At 43.5% G+C, this 14,797-nt stretch carries 15 protein-coding genes; 13 read left to right on the plus strand and 2 right to left on the minus strand.

Going from position 1 to position 14,797, the window contains the following annotated elements; all coding sequences use genetic code 11:
• Positions 1-200: 200 nt before the first annotated feature.
• The 12 genes from RIE73_RS11845 to vapC all read left to right on the plus strand — a co-directional run bounded on the left by RIE73_RS11845 (position 201) and on the right by vapC (position 10,682).
• Positions 201-1,175 carry a sensor histidine kinase gene (locus tag RIE73_RS11845; RefSeq protein ID WP_446401361.1) on the plus strand — a complete coding sequence of 325 codons (975 nt, stop codon included), beginning with the start codon at positions 201-203 and terminating at the stop codon, positions 1,173-1,175.
• A gap of 375 nt (positions 1,176-1,550) precedes the next feature.
• Entirely contained in the window at positions 1,551-3,233 is a 1,683-nt protein-coding gene (locus RIE73_RS11850; protein WP_446401362.1) for an EAL domain-containing response regulator, read from the plus strand.
• A 373-nt stretch (positions 3,234-3,606) separates the two neighbouring features.
• A complete protein-coding gene (locus tag RIE73_RS11855; protein WP_446401363.1) occupies positions 3,607-4,053 on the plus strand; it encodes a hypothetical protein in 447 nt (148 codons plus the stop codon).
• 145 nt (positions 4,054-4,198) lie between these two features.
• On the plus strand, positions 4,199-4,585 hold the full coding sequence (locus RIE73_RS11860) for a hypothetical protein (protein ID WP_446401364.1): 387 nt from the start codon (positions 4,199-4,201) through the stop codon (positions 4,583-4,585).
• Positions 4,586-4,696: 111 nt separating this feature from the next.
• Positions 4,697-5,521 (plus strand): M90 family metallopeptidase, encoded by an 825-nt coding sequence (locus RIE73_RS11865; protein WP_446401365.1) that lies wholly within the window; start codon positions 4,697-4,699, stop codon positions 5,519-5,521.
• 488 nt (positions 5,522-6,009) lie between these two features.
• A complete protein-coding gene (locus RIE73_RS11870; protein WP_446401394.1) occupies positions 6,010-6,306 on the plus strand; it encodes an Mpo1-like protein in 297 nt (98 codons plus the stop codon).
• 241 nt (positions 6,307-6,547) lie between these two features.
• Positions 6,548-7,936 (plus strand): amidohydrolase family protein, encoded by a 1,389-nt coding sequence (locus RIE73_RS11875; protein ID WP_446401366.1) that lies wholly within the window; start codon positions 6,548-6,550, stop codon positions 7,934-7,936.
• A gap of 167 nt (positions 7,937-8,103) precedes the next feature.
• Positions 8,104-8,763, plus strand: a complete 660-nt coding sequence (locus RIE73_RS11880) for a type I restriction enzyme subunit R domain-containing protein (RefSeq protein WP_446401367.1) — start codon at positions 8,104-8,106, stop codon at positions 8,761-8,763.
• Between the two features lie 169 nt (positions 8,764-8,932).
• A complete protein-coding gene (locus tag RIE73_RS11885) occupies positions 8,933-9,130 on the plus strand; it encodes a hypothetical protein (protein WP_446401368.1) in 198 nt (65 codons plus the stop codon).
• A gap of 2 nt (positions 9,131-9,132) precedes the next feature.
• Positions 9,133-9,570 (plus strand): type II toxin-antitoxin system VapC family toxin, encoded by a 438-nt coding sequence (locus tag RIE73_RS11890; RefSeq protein WP_446401369.1) that lies wholly within the window; start codon positions 9,133-9,135, stop codon positions 9,568-9,570.
• A gap of 192 nt (positions 9,571-9,762) precedes the next feature.
• Positions 9,763-10,278, plus strand: a complete 516-nt coding sequence (locus RIE73_RS11895) for a ribbon-helix-helix domain-containing protein (protein WP_446401370.1) — start codon at positions 9,763-9,765, stop codon at positions 10,276-10,278.
• The gene (vapC, locus tag RIE73_RS11900) at positions 10,275-10,682 is read left to right on the plus strand and encodes a type II toxin-antitoxin system tRNA(fMet)-specific endonuclease VapC (protein WP_446401371.1); all 408 of its coding nucleotides are present in this window, start codon (positions 10,275-10,277) and stop codon (positions 10,680-10,682) included. Before RIE73_RS11895 ends, vapC begins: the two co-directional genes overlap by 4 nt.
• A gap of 105 nt (positions 10,683-10,787) precedes the next feature.
• Here vapC and RIE73_RS11905 read toward each other — a convergent pair whose 3' ends face one another.
• Positions 10,788-13,262, minus strand: a complete 2,475-nt coding sequence (locus tag RIE73_RS11905; protein ID WP_446401372.1) for a hypothetical protein — start codon at positions 13,260-13,262, stop codon at positions 10,788-10,790.
• Positions 13,259-13,825 carry a 5'-methylthioadenosine/S-adenosylhomocysteine nucleosidase family protein gene (locus tag RIE73_RS11910; protein WP_446401373.1) on the minus strand — a complete coding sequence of 189 codons (567 nt, stop codon included), beginning with the start codon at positions 13,823-13,825 and terminating at the stop codon, positions 13,259-13,261. The genes RIE73_RS11905 and RIE73_RS11910 overlap by 4 nt, the downstream gene beginning before the upstream one ends.
• A gap of 119 nt (positions 13,826-13,944) precedes the next feature.
• Between RIE73_RS11910 and RIE73_RS11915 the strand changes: the two genes are divergently transcribed.
• A complete protein-coding gene (locus RIE73_RS11915) occupies positions 13,945-14,796 on the plus strand; it encodes a DUF5919 domain-containing protein (RefSeq protein WP_446401374.1) in 852 nt (283 codons plus the stop codon).
• Position 14,797 lies beyond the last annotated feature (1 nt).

The raw sequence follows: 14,797 nt of genomic DNA on the forward strand, positions 1-14,797 counted from the left end.
CCGTACAAAATTAGGTTCGGTCAAACTCACTTCTAAAAGCCGAAACGCCCGATTTTTCGTTCTCACTCTTCCTTGTCTACTGGTCTACCTGTCTCCCTTGTCTTACCTCCACCCCAATCTTAAAAAACCTACCCTTATGAGATCTCCCCATCCCCCCATCCTCAAAGCTAAACTGGTAGCATCTCAATCACTAACCTGAGATGCCAACGATCGCGATTACTCTGACCGATGACCATTGGGTGAAGTTGCAGGATATAGCAACTCGCCTGGACATTTCTCCTGAATCCTTAATTGTGATGGGTGTTGAGCAAATTCTCACTCATACACCCTCCTCAACATCAGCGTCAGCACAACAGCCACAAGAGAGTCTCTCGGAACACCCTCAACTCAAGTCAGAAATGGACAAATCTCAGCCAGCAGACGCCGAAATTCTTAATGCTTTAGCTCAAGAAAAACAACGGGGAGACTTAAAATCTCAGGTTCTATCCATCACTGCTCATGAATTCCGTACCCCCCTGACGACGATTCTGTCTACGGCTGAATTGTTGGAACATTACCAATGGACAAAAGCAGAACAAGTGGAACAGTTGCATCTGATTCAGGAAACGGTACAACAAATGCTGCAATTGCTGGAAAATATGCAGTTTGTCGGTACGGCTGATGGGGAACAACTCCCCTTTACTCCCACCCCTGTGGAACTTCATGACTTTTGTCAACGGTTAGTATCTCACGTTCAGCAGGGTTTAACGCTCAAACATTTAACCCATGATGAGAATCAAGCCTGTACCCTCGCCTTTGTTAGTCAAGTGACGTGTTTACCCGCAATGGTGGATGAAAAACTACTGCGCCAACTCCTGTCGAACTTGCTATCCAATGCGATTAAATATTCTCCCGTGGGCGGTACGATTCGATTCCGCCTTACTCGTGAGGGAGAGAAGGCTTGCTTTGAGATTCAGGATCAGGGAATTGGTATTCCCTCAGAGGATATACCCCACCTGTTTGATTTTTTCTATCGGGGAAACAATGTGGGCGCGATCGCGGGGACGGGATTGGGGTTAGCGATTGTTAAGCAATGTGTTGATCTGCACCACGGTGAAATCGACGTAACCAGCGACATTGGTGTAGGTACGACGTTTACGGTTCGCTTACCCTTGATGGGCGAACACCAAGGATAAAATGCCAGAGTCAGCAGACTGGGACTAGAGATTAGAATCGGAACTCGCGCCTTTTCCCTAAAAACGGCGACAACTATCCACGTCTGGGGTCATCAAAGAATCACAATCAAAACTCCATTATTTTCTCTACAAAAAGAAAAAATAGTAACAAATATCAATGAATTTCTATGGGTTTTAACTGTTTAATTTTAAAATACTGTACATAACCATCAACGAACATCTAAGTCATCATTTCCCCTGGCTTTGACAAGCCCAGCATTTTACCAGGATTGGGTTCTACCTCCTAACTTCTAACCTGTTCAACAGGAAAGCGATAATACTCGCCTCGTTTTCCAACTTGCTCCCATTGGGCGAGATATCCAGCGAGCTATAGTCATGACGACAATTTTAGTAATTGAAGACGAAAAAGCCATTCACAGGAATCTACTTAAACTCCTGAACGCGGAAGGATTCGAGACGCTCGGTGCCGATAATGGTAACACAGGGGTGAAATTGGCTCAAACCAAACAACCTGATTTGATTATCTGCGATATCCTGATGCCGGGATTGGATGGTTATGGTGTACTCCAGATCCTGCAACAAGACCCCTCAACGGCGACGATTCCCTTTATCTTCCTCACCGCCAAGACAAAACAGGCGGATATGCGTCAGGGTATGACATTGGGGGCGGATGATTACGTGACCAAGCCCTTTACTCGCGCCCAAATCCTCAGTGCGATCGCGGCGCGATTACAAAAGGTAAAATTACGCCAACAGCAGTCTATCATCAATCCCAATCTGCCCAATCGTCGGTTACTCCAGAAACGCTTTAATCAGCTAGAGAAACCGGGAAATCAGGGTAAACGCCAGATTTATCTCTTGTCGTTGGAAATTGAACAACTCAACCAACTCAACAATACCCTAGGACTTGCCATTGGTGATCAATTACTCCAAGCCGTTGTCGAACGCTTACACCGTCAGTTAGGACAGCAGGATGCGATCGCCCAAATCGGTAGTGATCATTTTATCATTCTCTTGAGTCGAAGTTATCACAAACCTGAGAGTATTCAAATTGTCGAAACCTTGTTAAAGGCATTTGATTTGCCGTTTCAGGTAGACTCCCATCAAATCTTCCTATCTACCTACATTGGTATCGCCATTTTAGGACGTGATGGTCGAGATCTTGACACCCTAATTAGACATGCTAGTGTCGCCAGAGAAGAAGCCAAACAACCGGGACATCGTCGCTATCAGTTTTACATTGCCTCCATTGGCGCAAAATCTCAAGAAGCGTTTGAGCTAGAAACCCAAATGCGTCAAGCCTTAGAACGACAAGAATTTCAGCTTTATTATCAACCGAAAGTCAATCTGCTCACCGGACAGATTGAGGGGGCGGAAGCCTTAGTGCGCTGGAATCATCCCCAACGGGGGATTATTTCGCCCGTTGAATTTATTCCCTTAGCCGAAAAAACTGGACTAATTGTGCCATTGGGGGAATGGGTATTCAGACAAGCCTGTCAGCAAGCGCGAGTCTGGCAAGATCAGGGAATTTATCCTTTACGAATTGCTGTGAATTTATCACCTCGTCAGTTTAATCAGTCTAATTTAGTGGATTTGGTTGTGGATATCCTCAACAAAACGGGATTGAATCCCCATTATTTAGAATTAGAACTAACCGAAAGTACATTAGTGCAAAATCCCGAAGCCGCGATCGCGACATTAAAGCGATTTAAGTCTTTAGGGATTCGTATTTCTATCGATGATTTTGGTACAGGCTATTCTGCCTTAAGTCAGTTAAAAAAGTTTCCCTTTGATGTCTTAAAAATTGACCGCTCTTTTGTCTGTCAATTAACTGAAGATAGCCGTGATGAAGCGATTACTACAGCAATTTTACAAATGGCTCGTAGTCTCAAGTTAAAAGTTGTAGCCGAAGGAGTGGAGACGCTCAGTCAATTGAATTTCCTCAAAGGACATCACTGTGATGAAATCCAAGGCTATTGGTTTAGTCCGCCCTTATCGGCTGAGGCGTTTGCGGACTTGCTAAGTACGGGAAAAAAGTTTCCTCTGTTATCCAGTTAAATCTAAGCTGTCACGCATTTAAATTGGGAATGGGTAGCGAGCAAGATGCTCGCACTACCAGGATTTCATCATTATTTACATGAAGGTTTAAATGCCAAACAGCTTATTGACACCATCAAACCTCTAATTTTGTAAACAAACCTCAAACCCTTACTGTTCCCTGTTCCCTGTTCCCTGTTCCCTAATCTCAACCGTTCACGTTAATTGTGTCCACCTACTTACTAAGAAATGTTAACAAGCCTCAAATCCTTACTGTTGCCTGTTGCCAGATGAGCTGTTCCCTAATCTCAACCGTTAACTTTAATGAAAGTCCGACTACTTAGTGATATATTAGCAATCTAAGGTCAACTCGACTTGAAGCCGTGAAGGAACCATGTTGACAGAAGAACAAAAGCTGGCTGAAAAACTACAACGCATTGAAGCCTTATTTGCAGGTGCAACCACGACAGGGGAAAAAGTAGCGGCGGCGAATGCTCTGGAACGTATCCGTGAAAAACTCAGCGACGTGCAAAAGCTTGATCCCCCTGTGGAATACAAATTCACGTTGACGGATATGTGGTCAAAGAAGCTATTTTTAGCCTTATTACGTCGCTACGGGATTGAACCCTATCGCTATTATCGGCAAAAATATACCACAGTGATGGCTCGTGTTCCCGTTAGCTTTGTTAACGAAACCCTGTGGCCCGAATTTCAGGAACTGAATGAAACGTTGCGTTCCTATTTAGAGGAGGTCACGAATCGCGTGATTACCGCGAGTATTTATGCAGATAGTTCAGAAGCTGAAGTTAGACAAGGTCGTTTAAAAGGAAAAGATATGTAAGGGTTTGAGGAAGAATTAGAGAACTTAATCGAGTTGGCTTTCTTTCCACTAACCTACTTACCTATAAGTTTACCTCGTATTTGTTACCGAGAATTAATCTAGATATAGACTGGCATTTTAACTCATTGTTTTAGTTACAACAACCATGAATTATAATAAAAATATTTCCCATATTTCTATTCCCTCATCCCTCTATTCAGTTCTGAAGACTTACCAAGAGCAAAACCAGCTAGACTCTATTGATTCGGCGGTTGTGGAAATCTTGACTCAATTTTTTCAGCTAGAGGCAGAAAGTAAACGCTATGCTACTGTCGAACAATTGAATAGCCTCGCCGAAAAAGTTGACCGCCTCAGTCAACAAGTCACAGCGTTGAGTCAGGTCAAAGATAATCATACCTCAACAGCCGTTTCCTCACCCACCCAGACAACTCAGCAGAAACAACCATTGACAGATCCGGTGGTATCTGATGACTGGGAAGACATAGAAGATGAACCGGATGAAATCCTCTACGATTTCTTGGATTATCAGTAATCTGTTAACTTCACCTCTTGCTTACTTCTTCCACCCTATTCCCCACCGATAAAGGATATAAAGGAGGATGGAGAGGTGCTGGAATCGAGGGCTACAGCTTAAAATAAATATATGGTTGAAGCGATTATTGTTTTAGTAATTATTGTTGGGATTTGCGCTTGGGTTCTATTCAGTCCACTTCTAACTAAATGGCGACGTAACCGTATCCGAAATAAACCGTTTCCTCGGCATTGGCAAGCGTTTATCGAGCAAACATTGCCATTTTATCACCGTCTCCCTCAATCCCGACAGCGAAAACTCCAGGGTTACATTGCGGTTTTCTTAGCGGAAAAACAGTTTATTGGCTGTAAAGGATTGCAGATTACTGACGAAATTAAACTGACGATCGCGACTCAAGCTTGCCTGCTTTTACTGAATAATAGCCATGAATATTATCCCAATTTGGTTTCAATTCTGGTTTATCCCAGCGCCTATCGAGTCAAACCAACAAAGCGAATCAGTGATTATATCGTAGAAGAAAGAGATGAAGTGAGATTGGGAGAATCGTGGACGCGAGATCAACTGGTTCTATCCTGGCAGCAAATCGAATATGATATCCAGAATTGGCAGGATGGACATAACGTGGTTCTCCATGAATTTGCCCATCAACTCGATCAAACTGATGGAATGATTAACGGTGTACCGAAGCTAGAATCTAAGCCGGATTATCGGACGTGGGCGCAGGTCTTTACCCAAGAGTATCAGCAATTACAACGGGATGCTCGACGCGGTAGAAAAACAGTGATGAATAAATATGGTGCAACTGACCCGGCTGAATTTTTTGCTGTGGCGACAGAGACGTTCTTTGAAAAACCTAAGCAAATGGTGAGGAAACACGCCGCACTTTATCGGCAATTGAAACAGTATTATAAGTTAGATCCTTTGGAGTGGAATTAGTCATTCGTTTATGTCATTGATATACCGTAGGGTGGGCATTGCCCACCAGCCTTAAGTTAGCCTTGGGTTTAAACCCAAGGAACCCAAGCGAAAGTCAGCTAAAGCTGACTAGACCAAGAATAATGGCACTGACTTAAGCCTTTTGGAATCGCCGGAACTCTTGCTATACCCTAGGTTAGGCACTATCTATCAGCTTTAAGTTAGTACCATTCGGATTAAAAGTTTTAGTCCACTTTAGTGGACTTGAGCTTTTAGCCCGGAGTTTAAACTCCGGGCGGGTGTCTTTAAGTCAGTACCATTCCAGATGATTTGTAGAGACTCCTCTGGTGGAACGTCTCCAGAGAGTGTTGTTTTTACCGATAACGCTCCGGCTTAAACCGCCAGGGAACAGGAAACGGGGAATAGCTAATTTTTATGCACATCCGCGTATTATGACTACAATAATTTAAGCTGGCTGAGTTGAGTGTCACTGTAGGAGAGTCCCATTGTTGAACAACTTCCAAGAAGCAAAAGCCCATTTCATCGCCTCTCATCGGCATCCGATCAATCAGAGGCTGCACCACCTCACTAACCTACTCGCGATCGCAGCCGTTGTCCTACTATTCTATGATTGGCGGTTAACCTTGATTTGCGTCGTCCTCACCCAAGTGTTTGCCTTAGGGGGACATGCGTTCTTTGAGAAGAATGAACCCGCGTTTCGCAAATATCCGGGTATCACTATCCTCGCCTCCCTGTCTTGGTCATTCGAGAACTGGTTTGGCTTGCGCCCCGCTCGGAAGGGGTGAGGTGATGGGGAAGATGGGGAAGATGGGGTAGTAGAGACGTTCCGGTGGAACCTCTGGAAGATGGGGAAGTTCTCTTATCCTCTGTGTCTGAATCCTTATTACTGCCTTCTGCCTTCTGCCTTCTGCCTCCTGCCTCCTGCCTCCTGCCTCCTGCCATCTGCCTTCTTTTCCCATAGCCCGAACTCGTAACATTTAGTAACATTAAAGACTTAAGCCTTCATCAACAAGTTGAGGAGTGAGAATGTATCAAGACTTGCTAGTGATCGATGCGGATGCTCATAAGCTAGAGAATCCGATGATTATGCGGGATTATCTAGAACCAGAATATCGCGATCGCGTCGGTTTGGTGATTGATAGTCTCGGTGATCAACGGGCAAAGATTATCGACTTCAATCCAGAAACCGGGAAGAATGACTTTTTGCGGATGTTTCCCCAACCTCAAGGGTTAGGGAAAGGTGGCTTTCGCAATCTGCATCCCGATACCACGTTGGGTGCGATGTTCAATCGGGTGCGGATTGAACACATGGATCAAGAGGGGATTGATGTCCATGTGATCTATGGCACCCTGAATCTGATCTTTTCGAGTATTCTGGATAAAGACTTTGCGATCGCACTCTGCCGCGCCTATAACAATTACATGGCGGATGATTGCCGAGGGTACGATAATCGCCTCAAACCCATTGGCGTTATTTGTCTTCAGGATGTGGATGAAGCGGTTAAGGAAATGTATCGCTGCGTCAATGAACTGGGGATGATTAGCGTCGCGGTTGCGCCCAATATGCCGATTCCTCATCCCAAAGCCCCCGATGCATTCCCCGAAATCCGCACCTGTAAGGCAATTAGCCATCCTGACTTCCGCCCGATTTTACAGGCGGCGGTAGACTTGGATATTGGCTTAGGGATTCACGGTGGACCCGGTTCCTACATGGTAGGCGGCATTGCGGATCATCTAGAAACCTTTGTCCTCAACCACATTTTTGTCCAGCGCAACCAGCAACAGTTAGCATTAGCGCGGATGGTATTTGATGGGGCGTTTGAACAATTCCCCAGCCTGCGGGTTGGCTTTTTAGAAGGCGGGTGTGGTTGGCTACCGGATTTAGCCCATGCGTTCCATGAACATTGGGAAAAGCGGATTCGCGACTTTGACCCCAAACATCCCTATCGCCCGTCTTTGATGGAATTCACCAAGTTGATGATCCAGGAAAAAGGGGGTCGGGATAATGTCAATATTATCTCTCAGGCGAAAAACCTGTTTGATTTATTGTGGAATGCGGCACATGATCCGACCAAAATTGAGGATGCCAGTTTGTATGAACATTATCACCTGCGTCACCGTGACCCCTTCGAGTATTTTGAACGGGGTCAAATTTTTACCTCCTTTGAATCTGATGATCCCGGTCCGGCGTATTTACCCGTGGCGATGGGTGAGATTGGCAAGCATTTAGCCTGTTTCTCTGGGGATTATGGTCACTGGGATGGTGTGCTGCACGGTTGTGTCCAGGATGCTGCAACGGTGGCGGATTATGACCGGGAACATCTGGGACTGTTGTTGGCGGGGAATGCGTTAGCCTTATATGGCGATCGCTTGCGTCAATCGTTACCGAAAAAACCCATGGTTGGTAGCGTGTAAGCGGTTCTAACAGAAACTAATTTGATCTAGGGTGGGCAAGAGTTATCAGCCTGAAAACGTTTATGTTTGGGTTTGTTGCTCTTACCCACTTGAAGTTCATACGGAGTCGGGTATCGACAGGTTGATTGTACTGCGGTTTACTCTGGATCAAACCGACTTGAACCATTGTGGCTTTTTCTGGACGAAAAGAAGTCGATGGTAGAATCGAAGACGAAAACTCGATGAATGGCTTTCCGGGTCATACTATTCCCGAAGCATTTAGAAAAAATGAGTATCGCTTTCTCATCGTCGCTAATAAGTATCAAACTGGGTTTGACGAACCCCTACTTCACACCCTGTATGTGGACAAACCCCTATCCGATGTCAAAGCGGTTCAAACTCTGTCCCGTCTCAATCGTGCCTATCCCAGTAAAACTGATACATTTATTCTTGATTTTGTCAACACCGTTGATGGGATAAAATCTGCCTTTGCTCCCTTCTACAAAACCACAATTCTCAGCGAAGAAACTGACCTTGATCGCCTCAATAATCTCCAAGATGCCCTGGATGGTTATCAGGTTTATTCTCCAGAGAATGTTAACCAATTTATGGCACGATTTCTTGAAGGTGTCGATCGCGAACAACTTGACCCAATTCTAAATGCTTGCGTCGAAACTTACAAGCAAGATTTGGATGAAGACGAAAAAATCGACTTTAAAGTAAAAGCTAAGTCGTTTGTGCGTAACTACCAATTTATGGTGCAAATCCGCACGTTCCGAAATACCTACTGGGAAAGTCTAAAAACATTTTTTACTAGAAGACTTACCCAGAGAAGTAAGTCAAGATGAAGAGTATCAAAATGCCAAGAATTCTTCAGATCGCCAAAACGCTCGCATTACCTTTGAGAAAAAGCTAGAAGATGCCTTTCAAGACTTTATCTTTGACCACACTGAAGCCTATCGCCAGTATACAGATAACCCAGAATTTAAGAGTTGGTTAGATGACACCTTATTTGAAATGGATTACGACAGAGGTGTGACACAACTTCAGCTTGAACAGCCGACACGACGCCCCGATGATGCCACAAATCAGAGCATTGTTTGGCGTGGTTCAACCGCCGGAGATTTACTACAATATGTAGGAACTTGGGTTGGTGACGATCTCGATGAATGTCTGGAAGCTGTTTACGACAATCGCACTGAAGCGGAGTTCTAAGCGTGTATTTGCTGGATACGAATCACTGTAGTCAGATTATCGCCGCCAATCCTGATGTCGTTCAAAGACTTCAAGAAAAGAGCAGCCAAGGAGTAGGTATCAGTGCGATTACTCGTGGTGAACTTATTTTTATGATAGAGCGATCTAAAAAAGTCGCAGAAAATTATCAGAGATTTTCTCCCTTTTTAGATAACATCAATATCTATCTAATTGATCAGGATATCTCAGATTGCTACGGTAGACTTAAAGCGAGACTATTACAGCATTTCGGACCCAAGGACAAAAAACAAGCGAGAAAAACCACAATTCAGAAACTGGGTTTTAGCGACAACGATTTATGGATTGCGGCGACAGCCATAAGCTACGGTTTAACCATAGTCTCGGCTGACAGTGATTTTGTCCGCATTCAGGAAGTCCAGACGCTAGCATTGGAGAATTAATTATTATGCCACCCACGGGAGGAATTACCGGAAAGCGGAATTTGCAGTTCAGTGAACGAACTAGAATGAAGCCCAACACTATCTTGGATATACTGTACGTCTTGGTAGTTGGTAGAATTAATAAAATGAAGGCAGTAGTCACCGATAAAGGTTTCAAAGTTTTCATGGAATCAACCTGGAGATATTGAGGCGATGAATATAACCCTAACACCAGAAGCGGAACAATTAATTCAAGAAAAGCTTAAAAGTGGTCAATATCAAACGGCTTATGAAGTAATTGTTGAAGCTTTACAATTATTAGAGAAGCGAGATAAACACTATGAAGCGTGGTTAGAAGAAATTACTCGCCAAGTAGAAGTTAGTTTTAAACAGCTTACCCTTGACGAAAAAACGGATAGGGAGGTTGTGATTGCTAGACTGCGGGAGCAAGTTACGAGTGAAGCTTTAGATCCCCTAGTTATTGAAAAACTGAAGGGGCTAGCTCAGAAACACCAGCGCTCACTGCCAGCCGAGTTAACGCATATTATAGAAGCAGCCATTCAATCCCAAAGACTTAACCAAACTGACACAAAATCAATTCCTAAAACACCCGACGAGTTAGGCTGGTCTCCTGGTTTTTTTGAGAAGACAGCAGGAAAGTGGCAAGGGGAACCATTGACACGCGGAGAACAAGGAGAATATGAGCAGCGGCTTTGGGAACTTTTGTGATTTATCTGTTAGATACGAATACCTGTATTCTCTATCTGACTCGTCGAAATTCAGCAGTTGTTGAGAAAGTGATGACTATTCCACGGCAAGACATCGTGCTGTGCGATATTGTCAAAGCTGAACTCTATTATGGTGCCTATAAAGGTACTCGCCTGGAGAGTAATTTGGCGTTGTATCAGGAGTTTTTCAGCGAGTTAGTCAGTCTTCGGTTTGATGGCAATGCAGCAGCCGTCTACGGGCGTATCCGGGCGCGACTAGAAGCTTCAGGGACTCCTATTGGTCCGAATGACCTTCAGATTGCAGCAATTGCTCTTGCCAACGACTTAATCCTAGTCACCCACAATACCCGCGAATTTAGTCGTGTCGAAGGGTTACGCCTGGAAGATTGGGAGTTGTCCGTGTGAAGTGTTCGCCACTGTCGCCGCCAAATACGCGATCGCACCAACAACTGACAAAGATTACAAGCTAGCTTCAAACAACTGACCAACCAAAAACGCCTTGTCCCATAATTACTCTGGGAACTCTATTTGATTCGGTTCTCCAACTTCTCCACTACCAAAATTATCTATCATAAAATCTTTAAAAGCTTCAGCACGATCAATGGTAGCGAAAGAAGCAACTTGTATAGATAGATTACCTGTTGCTTCCCTGGTCTTTTTCTGAGCATCTTGACAAAAACTTGACTTGACCTTAGTCAAATTATTCTCGCTGTAATCAATGTAAACAGGATAGAAATTTACCGGATATACATTTGGGTCTTGGGGCAAAGAATCACCACATACAGCTTTTGGAAAAGATTCCTTATAAAAGGGATTTTCTATTTGACCTGGATTCACTGGTAAATTTTCTGATGGTTTTCTTGAGTTATTTGGTTGCTCTGGAGAAGTTGGAGCTTGCACTATATCAGGCTCAGACAGATTTGACTTTATAGTCGTTGCTACAACGATTATCAACATCAGTAAGCTTCCACCCCCTACGGCAAGTAACCAAGGAAGGATTGCTGCCCACCGTAAAGCAGATTTCAAAAGACTTGAAATAGTTTTTACTTCATTATCTGAAACATGACTCCACTTCCGAAGAACAAAAGTCATCATATCCCGACGTAATTGGTAATGCCAAAACGCTTTAGGCAATAGGTTGCTGATAGCTGGGCGATAGCGTTCTGCATTCTTAGTTGCCAACCATGGCACTAACTTGTTGAGATAAAAACCCGACTTAGATTGACTAACAATAACAGGATCAACCCAACTCTCTCTTGAGTACAATTCTTGCTTTGATTGTCGGTCTTGTATCTCCTGAATTTTTTTCTCTTCTTCTTGATCTAGCACCTCATAAAACTTCACTTCTGTGTCTTCTGCAACTTGTTGAGCCACAGGTTTTGAATTATCCTTTAGCCAACGAAACATTGCCTCTTCTACAGCAGTTCGAGGACGCTGATTGAGATCCCTCCAAATCGAGTAGCGATGACCGTTGATTTCAATCTCATCATCCCCATTTGAAAGGTTTTCACGCTGTTTTAGATAAGTTTCAGCTAGTATATAGACGATTTCTTTACGTTCATTTGATTTGACCTCAGAAACTAAATCCTGTAACAGCTCTTCGATTTGCTCAAAGTATCGGGTGGTTAGTAATTTAATTGCAATTAAAACAACTTTATGGACGAAAGGATATCGCTCGCGTTGAAGGATATTTCGCAAACGGTAAAATGCTTGATTAGAGGTAAATGTACTAATCCCTTCATCGTACCGAATTTGTCCATAGGCTAATGCTACAGTTCCTAGCAAAAAATTATATCGCGTAATTTTTATACCAGTAAAATTGCTGGATTTACTTTTAGAGCATTCGCTGCTCCACAATTCTAGCGTTCTCAGAACTTCTTCAGGATTTAGTTGGTAAGCGAATGCCAAACTCCCGCTAATTGCTGAAATTAAGTTTGGTTGCAGTGCAAGGTCACGAAGCATATCGCGCAATTGGACGAGATGCAATGATACCACTATAGGTAAGGTATGGTAACCAAAGCGATCGCGGACTAAATTATTTGGATCTTCTGATAGCTTTTTGAGTAAGTCATACAGTTTTGGGTGAAGTTGATTAGGAGGATCGTATAGAGCCGCGTAACTAACTGTTAGAGCAATGGTAGCCCGAATATAGTCTTGTGGCTCCTTCGTTTTTTCCTCATCCTGATTAGTTAGGATACTTTTTAATTGGCTAATTAGACGTTGATCATTTTGCCAATTGTGAAGCGTTTCAAATAGTTCCTGTTCACGGCTATAGTTTGGGTCACGCCAGCGTGCCATTGCGTAGGCGGCTACTGCTTGAACTTCTAGTTCTTCATCTGCGGCTAAATGGCGTAAGGTGTCTTGTATGGCAGTAGGAGAAATCCAACCAATATCACTTAGAGCTTCACTTAAGACAAGGCGAATTTGCTCACATCGTGCTGAAGTTCCATATAATTCCTGTTCAAAAGACCTATTAGCTGCCGAATTCTGAACTAGAGTTTCTATTGTAGCTAGTGCAGCAAGGATTTGCCTGCGATGACTAGACCAGGCTACTTTAAACAACATTCGGCGTTGTTGAGGGAAGCAACCTTCAACTTTTGCTCGATCAGCCTCTGTGTTAATCGGATTTAAGTTGAAAAAATTGCGGAGATTATCTAAATCGCAGTAATCAAGAGCGCGTAAGGATGGATCACGCTTCTGCCAAACGTTTTCTACAATTTCTTCTAGCGCGGCAAAGAACTGATCATCAAGCAAACCTGTAAAAAAGTTTAATCCCAAAGCTAGCAATTGTTCGCGAGAATCCAAGATTTGATAGAACCAATTATTTAATGCACTTTCGTTATTTTTAACTTCTTTGATCAATTCAATAACTTTTGTTTCCTGGGGCAATTTCTGGTTTTTATCAAACTCTTTAGCCAGAAGTTGTACAAAACGAGCGATTTTGTCTGGAGTCTGTAACTGTTGAGCAACTGTGTGGACTGTCAAATTTCCAATAGCGCATCACCATAATTTTGACGTAGCTGCTGGTAAACTTGAGAACGGGTTGAAGCCACTACTTTGTCGCCTGCGGCTATAGCTCCAACCCAAGCTTCCGGTTCCAAGTCCGAACTAGAACCTTGAATCCTCTCTAACCATTCTTCCTTTCTAGCCTCAGCCTTAGCTCGCTGTTCCAAAGGATAGCTAACTTGGCTAACATTAGGTCTTGGCTGGAAAGTTTCGACAACTTTTCCCGACTCGTACCCATAAACTTTCGTTGCGGCTACCACATCACCAAGTTTGACATCCTTGAGTCCACCTGCTACCCCAACGAATAGGATAACGTTCGGCTGGAAATAATCGATGGCTCGTTTAGTTTCTACAGCCGCCTCAGCAATGCCTGCACCCATTTCCACAATTCCAACTTGCCATGAGCCACCATTGGATGAGAAGTTTCCGCGTTCGTAGATAGTTCCTTCCGGGTGCGTTTCTTCCTGAAGCTCGCTCAAGTGAGCGCGAACTGCTTTATATTCGACAGGAATAGCCGTGAGAATAACAGCACAAGGCATCATGACAATCTAACTGTGGAGAGGGTACTAATGAAATTGTCTATGAATCCCATGTTATCCCCAAGTTATCCCAAACGGGAACTGGTTTGTTTAACGAAATATTAAGCAGAGGCAGAAAAATCATGACTAGAACCTCCCCAGATGAGTTTAAAGCATCCCTAGAACGTATCCTGAAGCGATACCAGGGTGCGATCGCGATTATTCTCTTTATCATCGGTTTAGGGTTGCGTATACTTGCCATAGACAAAACTGATGCTTTCTGGAAAATCACCGGAGATTTAGGGACGTTCTTAGCGGCTGCTATAGCCATTCCCTTTATTTACGAAAGCTCGATCAGAGCAGTAGACCGTCAAATCTTCCTCAGTGATTTGGAAAATACTCTAGAAAAAAAGCTGACCACAACTCAAACTAGCTCACCTAGAGTTTATGAAATTGGGAGGCTACCTTTGCAACAAATGCAACAAAAGGTGGCATTTCTTCAAGAAGCGAAACGAGAGGTAGTTCAAATCGGCGTTGCTTTAAGTAGTTTTACCAGTTACTTTGAACAGAGACCCTTCTCAGAGTGCAAACAGCCTGTAATGGAATTACTCCAAAGAGGCGTAAACTTCAAAATATTAATTCTCGATCCTGACAGTGAAATAGCTAAAAACTATGCTAATGATAGAGAAGAGCCAAACTTAGTCAACAAAATACGTCAGTCTCTCGTCACTTTAAGTCGCCTGAGAGATGAGTTGAGGGCAGCGAGTTTGCCCGGTAGTTTTGAACTTTATCTTTATTCCCACTTTCCCTATGGCAATGTGATTATGGTTGATCCAGAAGAGGAAAGTGGATGTGCATTTATATCTCATTATCTGCACGGAACAAAGAGAGCAGATACACCTGTTTTTGAAGTATACAAGTCATCCAACCCCATACTTTTTGAAAAATACCGCTATTTTTTGATAAACATTTTGGGAGATAGTAGAAAATTATAGT

Origin of the sequence: Coleofasciculus sp. C1-SOL-03 (genome assembly GCF_040220555.1) — a bacterium.
GTDB lineage: Bacteria > Cyanobacteriota > Cyanobacteriia > Cyanobacteriales > Coleofasciculaceae > Coleofasciculus.

Coding starts and splice junctions, on each gene's coding strand:
- RIE73_RS11845 (WP_446401361.1), top strand. CDS start 201: ATGCCAACGATCGCGATTACTCTGACCGATGACCATTGGGTGAAGTTG.
- RIE73_RS11850 (WP_446401362.1), top strand. CDS start 1,551: ATGACGACAATTTTAGTAATTGAAGACGAAAAAGCCATTCACAGGAAT.
- RIE73_RS11855 (WP_446401363.1), top strand. CDS start 3,607: ATGTTGACAGAAGAACAAAAGCTGGCTGAAAAACTACAACGCATTGAA.
- RIE73_RS11860 (WP_446401364.1), top strand. CDS start 4,199: ATGAATTATAATAAAAATATTTCCCATATTTCTATTCCCTCATCCCTC.
- RIE73_RS11865 (WP_446401365.1), top strand. CDS start 4,697: ATGGTTGAAGCGATTATTGTTTTAGTAATTATTGTTGGGATTTGCGCT.
- RIE73_RS11875 (WP_446401366.1), top strand. CDS start 6,548: ATGTATCAAGACTTGCTAGTGATCGATGCGGATGCTCATAAGCTAGAG.
- RIE73_RS11885 (WP_446401368.1), top strand. CDS start 8,933: ATGGATTACGACAGAGGTGTGACACAACTTCAGCTTGAACAGCCGACA.
- RIE73_RS11895 (WP_446401370.1), top strand. CDS start 9,763: ATGAATATAACCCTAACACCAGAAGCGGAACAATTAATTCAAGAAAAG.
- RIE73_RS11910 (WP_446401373.1), bottom strand. CDS start 13,825: ATGATGCCTTGTGCTGTTATTCTCACGGCTATTCCTGTCGAATATAAA.
- RIE73_RS11915 (WP_446401374.1), top strand. CDS start 13,945: ATGACTAGAACCTCCCCAGATGAGTTTAAAGCATCCCTAGAACGTATC.